This window comes from Pseudonocardia lutea, from assembly GCF_042658055.1.
GTDB lineage: Bacteria > Actinomycetota > Actinomycetes > Mycobacteriales > Pseudonocardiaceae > Pseudonocardia > Pseudonocardia lutea.
The window spans coordinates 21,465-28,955 of the sequence record NZ_JBHSQK010000083.1 but is presented as its reverse complement, the minus strand read 5'-3'; the positions used below and the strand labels follow the sequence as shown (position 1 = coordinate 28,955).

The 7,491-nt window shown below is 74.8% G+C and carries 4 protein-coding genes and 1 pseudogene; 1 reads left to right on the top strand and 4 read right to left on the bottom strand.

Annotated features, from left to right (window positions below; translation table 11 throughout):
• A pseudogene (locus ACFQH9_RS26290) lies at nucleotides 1–733 on the top strand (hypothetical protein); the annotation flags it as partial.
• A gap of 40 nt (nucleotides 734–773) precedes the next feature.
• Here the strand turns inward: ACFQH9_RS26290 and ACFQH9_RS26285 are convergent.
• From ACFQH9_RS26285 to ACFQH9_RS26270, 4 genes are all read right to left on the bottom strand, one after another.
• Nucleotides 774–3,806, bottom strand: a complete 3,033-nt coding sequence (locus tag ACFQH9_RS26285; RefSeq protein ID WP_379570047.1) for a bifunctional [glutamine synthetase] adenylyltransferase/[glutamine synthetase]-adenylyl-L-tyrosine phosphorylase — start codon at nucleotides 3,804–3,806, stop codon at nucleotides 774–776.
• Nucleotides 3,807–3,891: 85 nt separating this feature from the next.
• Entirely contained in the window at nucleotides 3,892–4,269 is a 378-nt protein-coding gene (locus ACFQH9_RS26280) for a DUF6027 family protein (protein ID WP_379570045.1), read from the bottom strand.
• 65 nt (nucleotides 4,270–4,334) lie between these two features.
• Nucleotides 4,335–5,675, bottom strand: coding sequence for a type I glutamate--ammonia ligase (glnA, locus tag ACFQH9_RS26275; RefSeq protein ID WP_379570043.1), 1,341 nt, complete (start codon nucleotides 5,673–5,675; stop codon nucleotides 4,335–4,337).
• A gap of 86 nt (nucleotides 5,676–5,761) precedes the next feature.
• A complete protein-coding gene (locus ACFQH9_RS26270; RefSeq protein WP_379570041.1) occupies nucleotides 5,762–7,390 on the bottom strand; it encodes an alpha/beta hydrolase in 1,629 nt (542 codons plus the stop codon).
• Nucleotides 7,391–7,491: the final 101 nt, after the last annotated feature.

Here is a 7,491-nt window from a genome sequence, read left to right as displayed (position 1 = left end):
GGGGGCGGGGTGGCCCGACCGGGCGTCGGCGGGCGCGGCCGGGCTCGGCCTGGTCCCCGCGGGCCTGCTCGCCGCCGTCGCCCGGCAGCCGGCGCTGGAGCACGCCGGGGCACCGCTGCTCGCCGTCACCGAGCCGACCGAGACGGCCACCGCGGCCGCCTTCGCGCACACGGCGGCCCTCGCCGGCCGCCCGGAGAACGCGGCACCGCTCGCGGAGGCCGGGCGGCTCTTCGGGCGGCTCGCCGACGTGCTCGACGCCGCCGAGGACCTCCCGGCCGACGCCGCCACCGGCGCGTGGAACCCGCTGCGCGCCACCGGCACGGACCTCGCCGCCGCGCGCGCCCTGGCCGACGACGCCGCCCTCGGCATCCGGCTCGCCCTCGACGAGGTGCGCTGGACGCACCGGCGCCTGGCGCACCGGCTGCTGGTCCACGAGCTCGACCGGGCGGTCGCGCACACCTTCGCGCACGCCGAGGGGAAGCCGGACGCGCCGGGTTCCCGGCCCGGTCCCCGCCCCCCGCGCGGGGCGCTCGCCGGCTGCGCCGTGGCCGTCGGCCTGTTCTGCAGCTGCCGGATGTGCTGCGCGGACACCTTCGAGGACCCGTGGACCCGCGAGGCGCGTGAGGGCTTCTGCCGCAACGAGACGTGCGCGAACGGCTGCGACTGCTCCGAGGCGAGCTGCGAGTGCTGCGACTGCTGCTCGGACTGCGACTGCTGCGGCTGCGACTGCTGACCCCGGCCCCCGGGAACCGGGCGCGCGACTCGCGGGAGGGTCAGGAGTCCCAGCCGTAGAAGACCCGTTCCACCACGGCCCGCGCGCGGCGGGTGGTGCGGCGGTAGTCGTCGAGGAACTGGCCGGGGTCGCCGTCGGTCGGGTGACCGAGCGCCGCGGCGACGGCCGCCAGCTCGCGCCCCGAGCGCGGCAGCTGGTCCCCCGGCTTGCCCTTGACCAGCATGATCCCGTTGCGCGCCCGGGTGGCGGTCTCCCATCCCGCCCGCAGCTCCGCCGCGTCGTCCGCGGTGATCAGGCCCGCCTCGGCCGCCTCGCGCAGCCCCTCGAGCGTCGAGGTGGTCCGCAGCTCGGGGATGTCGCCGGCGTGCTGCAGCTGCAGCAGCTGCACGGTCCACTCCACGTCGGCGAGCCCGCCGTGGCCGAGCTTGGTGTGGGTGGAGCGGTCCGCGCCGCGCGGGAGCCGCTCGTCGTCCACCCGCGCCTTGATCCGCCGGATCTCGGTCACCTGCGCCTGGGTCAGCCCCGCAGCCGGGTACCGGATCGGCTCGACGACCTCCATGAACCGGCGGCCCAGCTCGGGGTCGCCGGCCACCGGCCGGGCCCGCAGCAGCGCCTGCGCCTCCCACACCTCCGCCCAGCGTGCGTAGTACTCGCGGTAGGAGTGCAGCGTGCGCACCAGCGGGCCGGAGCGCCCCTCGGGCCGCAGGTCCGCGTCGACCTGCAGCGCCGGGTCCGGGCTGGGCGCGCCGAGCTTCCGCCGAACGGTCTCGACCACGCTCGTGGCGAACTTGAGCGCGTCGGCGTCGGGCACGGAGTCGTCGGCCGGCTCGCACACGAACATCACGTCCGCGTCGGAGGAGTAGCCGAGCTCGGCGCCGCCGAGCCGGCCCATGCCGATCACCGCGATCCGGGCCTTCGGCCGCTCCCCCGCGGCGATCTCCTTGACCGTGGCGTCGAGCGTCGCGCGCAGCACGGCGACCCACACCGTGGACAACGCCTCGCACACCTCGGCGACGGTGATCGCCCCGAGCAGGTCCGCGCAGGCGACCCGCAGCATCTCGTGGCGGCGCATCGAGCGCGCCGAGGACACCGCGGAGTTCAGGTCGGGCTGCCGGGCGACGGCGGCGAGCATCCACTGCGCGACGACGGCCGGGTCCCGCGTGAGCTCGTCGGGCTGGCCGGGGTTGGGCGCGGCCAGCACGCGCAGGATCTCCGGCGCCCGCACGAGCAGGTCCGGGACCAGCGCGGAGGTGCCCAGCAGGCGCATGAGCCGCTCGGCGACCAGCCCCTCGTCCCGCAGCAGCCGCAGGTACCACGGCGTGTTCGCCAGCGCCTCCGACACCTGGCGGTAGGCGAGCAGCCCGCGGTCCGGGTCGGGGGTGGCGGCGAGCTCCTCCAGCAGCACCGGCAGCAGCGTCTGCTGGATCGACGCCGCCCGGGACACCCCGCCGGTCAGCGCGCGCAGGTGCCCGAGCGCGCCCTCCGGCGAGGCCCAGCCCAGTGCCTTGAGCCGGGCGGCGGCGGCCTTCTCGGACAGCCGGGTCGCCTCGGCCGGCAGCCGCGACACCGACTCCAGCAGCGGCCGGTAGAACAGCTTCTCGTGCAGCCGGCGGACCCGGTGCGCGTTGCGCGACCACTCCGCGAGCAGTACCCCGACGACGTCGTGCCGGCCGTCGGGGCGCAGCCGCGCGGCCCGGGCGAGCCAGCGCAGCCCGTCGGTGTCGTCCCGGGCCGGGAGCAGGTGGGTGCGGCGCAGCCGCTGCAGCTGCAGGCGGTGCTCGAGCAGCCGCAGGAAGCGGTAGGAGGCGGCGAGGTTGGCGCCGTCGTCCCGCCCGACGTACCCGCCCTCGGCGAGCGCCGCCAGCGCGTCGAGCGTCGACGGCGAGCGCAGCGACTCGTCCGACCGGCCGTGCACGAGCTGCAGCAGCTGCACGGCGAACTCCACGTCCCGCAGCCCGCCGCGGCCGAGCTTGAGCTCCCGCTCGGCGTGGTCGGGGCGGACGTGCTCCTCGACGCGACGGCGCATGGCCTGGACGTCCTGCACGAAGTCGTCCCGGCTGGCCGCGTTCCACACCATCGGCGCGACGGCCTCGGCGTAGGCGGCGCCCAGCTCCGCGTCGCCGGCGATCGGGCGCGCCTTGAGCAGCGCCTGGAACTCCCAGGTCTTGGCCCAGCGCTTGTAGTAGCTGACGTGCCCGTCGAGCGTGCGGACCAGGGCGCCCTGCCGGCCCTCCGGCCGCAGGTTGGCGTCGACCTGGAAGCAGGCCTCCCCCGCGATCCGCATCAGCCGGCTCGCCAACCGGGACGCGGCCTGCGTGTCTCCCTCGGCCACGAAGATCACGTCGACGTCGCTGACGTAGTTGAGCTCGTGCCCGCCGCACTTGCCCATGCCGATCACGGCGAGCCGGACGTCCTCGGGCGGGTCCACCTCCTCCAGCGCGACCGCCAGCGCCGCGCGGATCGCGGCGGCGGCCAGGTCGGCCAGCTGCGCGGCGACCTCGTCGACCTCCATCACGGGCAGCGACGGCTCCCCGACGGCGGCGAGGTCGGCCGCCGCGAGCCCGAGCACCTCGTCCCGGTACGCCGTGCGCAGCGCGGTGATCGCGGCCGCCCCGGTGACCTGGGCACGCGCCCCGCCCGGCCCGCCCGACGTCGGCCCGTCCGGATCGGCGCCGACGGCGCGGAGCAGGTTCGCGGTCCGGCGGGCGAGGTCCGGCGGCGGGTTCTCGCGGTCCGGGCCGTCGGCGAGCAGCGTCCAGCGGTCGGGGTGGGTGACGAGGTGGTCGCCCAGGGCGGTGGAGGCGCCGAGCAGGGCGAGCATCCGCCCGCGCAGCCCGAGGTCGCTGCGCAGCGCCGCGTCGACGGTCCTCCAGTCCCCGGCGGCCTTGGCGAACCGCTCCGTCTGGCGCAGCGCGAGATCGGGGTCGGGCGAGCGCGCCAGCGCCCACATGATCGGCTCGGCGCCCTCGACGGGCCGGTCCTCGGCCCACCAGCCCAGCTCGGCGAGGGTCTGCTCCGCCCAGGGCTCGGTGAGGCCGAGCCGGGCCAGCGAGGTCCGCGTGCGTTCCGCCACGTCCAGCCATCCTGCCGTATGTCCGCCCGGTGACGACCATGGTGCCGCGCCCGCACGGCCCCCGCCACGGCGGTCGTCGGCCGGATCAGGCGCCGGGGTAGAGCTCCGGGTCGTCGAGGGGAGCGCCCAGCCAGCCGAGCAGCGCGGCGAGCTCCCGGTAGGCGGCCAGTCGGGCCTCGTCCGTCGCCTCCGCCTCGGCGCGGCGGACGGGTTCGCGGAGCCGCTCCACCATCGCCGGGCCGAGCTCGAGCAGCCCGCCCGACCCGGTCGTGGCGAACCGGGCGAGGACGTAGCGGGCCAGCGCACCCACCGGGATCCCGGTGTGCGCGCTGAGCCCGGCCAGGGTGTGCAGTGGGTCGAGGCGGCCGTAGTCGGCGACCTCGGCCTTGAAGTTGGCGTCCGGGTCGTCCGGCTCCCACGGCCCCTCGTACCGCTCGAGCCGGACCCATTCCGACCCCATCATGGAACCATCACGACGGAATCGACGGCCGGAATCGTCGTCATGGTTCCATCTTGCGTCATCGCAGGTCAGAGCACGGGCAGGTAGGTCGCGAGCTCGTAGGGCGTGACGTTGCGCCGGTAGTTGTCCCACTCCGCCCGCTTGTTGCGCAGGAAGAAGTCGAACACGTGCTCGCCGAGGATCTCGGCGACCAGCTCCGAGTGCTCCATCGCGCCCAGGGCCTCGGTGAGGTTCTGCGGCAGCGCCTCGTAGCCCAGGGCGCGGCGCTCGGTGTCGGTGAGCGACCAGACGTCGTCCTCGGTGGCGGGGGGCAGCTCGTAGCCCTTCTGCACGCCCTGCAGCCCGGCGCCGAGGATCACGGCGAAGGCCAGGTAGGGGTTGCAGGCGCTGTCGAGCGTGCGGATCTCCACCCGTCGGGTCGACGACTTGCCGGGCGAGTACATCGGCACGCGGACCAGCGCCGAGCGGTTCGCGTGACCCCAGGACACGGCGGTGGGCGCCTCGCCGCCGGTGATCAGCCGCTTGTAGGAGTTGACCCACTGGTTGGTCACGGCGCTCATCTCGCGCGCGTGCCGCAGCACGCCGGCGACGAACGCCTTGCCCGTCTCGGACAGCTCGTACGGGTCGTCCGGGTCGTGGAAGGCGTTGCGGTCGCCCTCGAACAGCGAGAAGTGGGTGTGCATGGCCGACCCGGGGTGGTCGGTGAAGGGCTTGGGCATGAAGGAGGCCCGCACGCCCTGGGTCAGCGCCACCTCCTTCACCACGTACCGGAAGGTCATGATGTTGTCGGCCATGGTGAGCGCGTCGGCGTAGCGCAGGTCGATCTCCTGCTGGCCGGGCCCGCCCTCGTGGTGGCTGAACTCCACCGAGATGCCCATGGACTCGAGCGTCTCGATGGCGTTGCGCCGGAAGTGCGGCGCGACGTCGTGGCTGGCCTGGTCGAAGTAGCCGCCGGAGTCGGCGGCGACCGGCGGGGAGCCGTCCGACGGCAGGTCCCGCAGCAGGTAGAACTCGATCTCGGGGTGGACGTAGCAGGTGAAGCCGGCCTCGCCGGCCTTGGACAGGGCGCGCCGCAGCACGTGCCGCGGGTCGGCCCACGAGGGCGAGCCGTCCGGCATCGCGATGTCGCAGAACATGCGGGCCGAGTAGTGCTCGCCGTTGGTCTCCCAGGGCAGCACCTGGAAGGTGGACGGGTCGGGGCGGGCGACCATGTCCGACTCGTAGACCCGGGCGAAGCCCTCGATCGCCGAGCCGTCGAACCCGATGCCCTCCGCGAACGCCCCCTCGAGCTCGGCGGGGGCCACCGCCACCGACTTGAGATAGCCGAGCACGTCGGTGAACCACAGCCGCACGAAGCGGATGTCGCGTTCCTCGAGCGTGCGCAGCACGAATTCCTGCTGGCGGTCCATGGCCGCCAGGCTAGGAATGTCGTGTTACGCCGATGTTTCGTGGCTGCTCAGGGTGTGGGACGCCGCAGCGCGATCGGGTGACGCGGCTACTGGGCGGGCAGCACGCACTCGGCGCCCTCGTCCGGGAGCGTGCCGTCGACCAGGTACGCGGTGAGCTTGTCGTCGATGCAGGCGTTGCCCTGGTAGCCGGCGGTGTGCTGGTTGCCCTCGACCTTGAGCAGCCGCCCCTTGAGGTCCTCGGCCAGGTCGACACCGGCCTGGTACGGGGTGGCCGGGTCCCCGGTGACCGAGACGACGACGACCGGCGTCAGCCCGTCGGCCTGCGGCCGGTGCGGCTCCAGCGTCGGCGGGACGGGCCAGAACGCGCAGGGGTCCTTCGCGTTGACCGCGCCGCGGCCGGTGGCGGTGAACGGTGCCGCGCCGACCACGCCCTCGTTGAGCTTCGCGACCTGCGCGGGGTCGGTGATGCGCACGTTGTCCATGCAGGTGATGGCCTGGAACGCCTCGAGCGAGTTGTCGTACTTCCCGTTCGTGCGCTTGTAGTAGAAGTCGGCGAGGGTGAGCAGCACCGAGCCGTCGCCCGCGGCCAGCCGGGAGATGCCCAGCGACAGCGCCGGCCACAGCGAGCGCAGGTAGAGCGCCTGCTGCACGCCGGTGATCGCGTCGGAGAAGGAGAGCGTCCGGGTCGGGTCCGAGGTGCGCGCGGGGTTGTCGACGAGCGGCTGCGCGATCTTCTGCCAGGTCGCCGTCGTGGCCTTCGGGTCGGTCCCGAGCGGGCAGTTCGGCTGGCTCGCACACCAGGCGCCGTAGGCGTCGAAGGCCTGCTGGAAGCCGGCGCTCTGGTCGATGTTGGTCTCGACGGTGTCCTGGGTCGGGTCGACGGCGCCGTCGAGCACCATGGCCCGCACGCGGGTCGGGAAGGCCTCGGCGTAGGTCGTGCCGATCGACGTCCCGTACGAGTAGCCGTAGTAGGTCAGCTTCTCGTCGCCGAGGGCGGCGCGCAGCACGTCGAGGTCCCGGACGACCTCGCGGGTGCCCAGGTGCGCGAGCACGTCCGCGCCCATGCGGGCGGTGCAGCGGTCCGCGTACTCCTTGTTGTGCGCCTCCAGCGCGGCCACCCCCGCCGGGGACGGGTCGGCGTAGACGGTGGCCCGGTACTGGTCCTGCTCGGCGTCGGTGAGGCAGTCGATCGAGGGCTCGCTGACCCCGACCCCGCGCGGGTCGAACCCGACGAGGTCGAAGCGGGCCTCGATCGGCGTGTTCGCGGTGGACTTCACGGTGGCGGGCACCAGCTGGGTGCCCGAGACGCCGGGCCCGCCCGGGTTGAGCAGCAGCGACCCGATCCGGTTCGCCCGGTCGGTCGCCGCCGAGCGCATGACGGCGACCTTCACGGTCCTGCCGCCCGGCTGCGCGTAGTCGAGGGGCACCTCGAGCTTGGCGCACTGGTAGCGCGGGTCGGCGTAGCTCGGCGCGACGTCCGGGGAGGCCGCGTAGTCGGCGCAGGGCCCCCACTGGAGCTTCTGGGAGTAGAAGCGGGCGAGGGCCGGGTCCTGCGCGGGATCACCCGCCGGGGTGGTGGTCGCCGCGGCGGGCGCCGGCGTGGCCGGGCCGGAGCAGGCGGCGAGCGCGACCGAGGCCAGGACCGCGACCAGCGCGGTCAGGGCCCGGGCGGCCGTGAACGGGGAGCGACGGCGCGACGACGCGGAGCCAGGCACCGGCTCAGCATGACAGCGGCGGCGTGCGGCGCCACCCCGGGTGCGACGACCGGCCGGCACCCCGCCGTGTGAGGTGCGTCGCCGGGCCGTGCGCACGGCCG

Coding starts and splice junctions, on each gene's coding strand:
- ACFQH9_RS26280 (WP_379570045.1), bottom strand. CDS start 4,269: ATGATGGGGTCGGAATGGGTCCGGCTCGAGCGGTACGAGGGGCCGTGG.
- glnA (WP_379570043.1), bottom strand. CDS start 5,675: ATGGACCGCCAGCAGGAATTCGTGCTGCGCACGCTCGAGGAACGCGAC.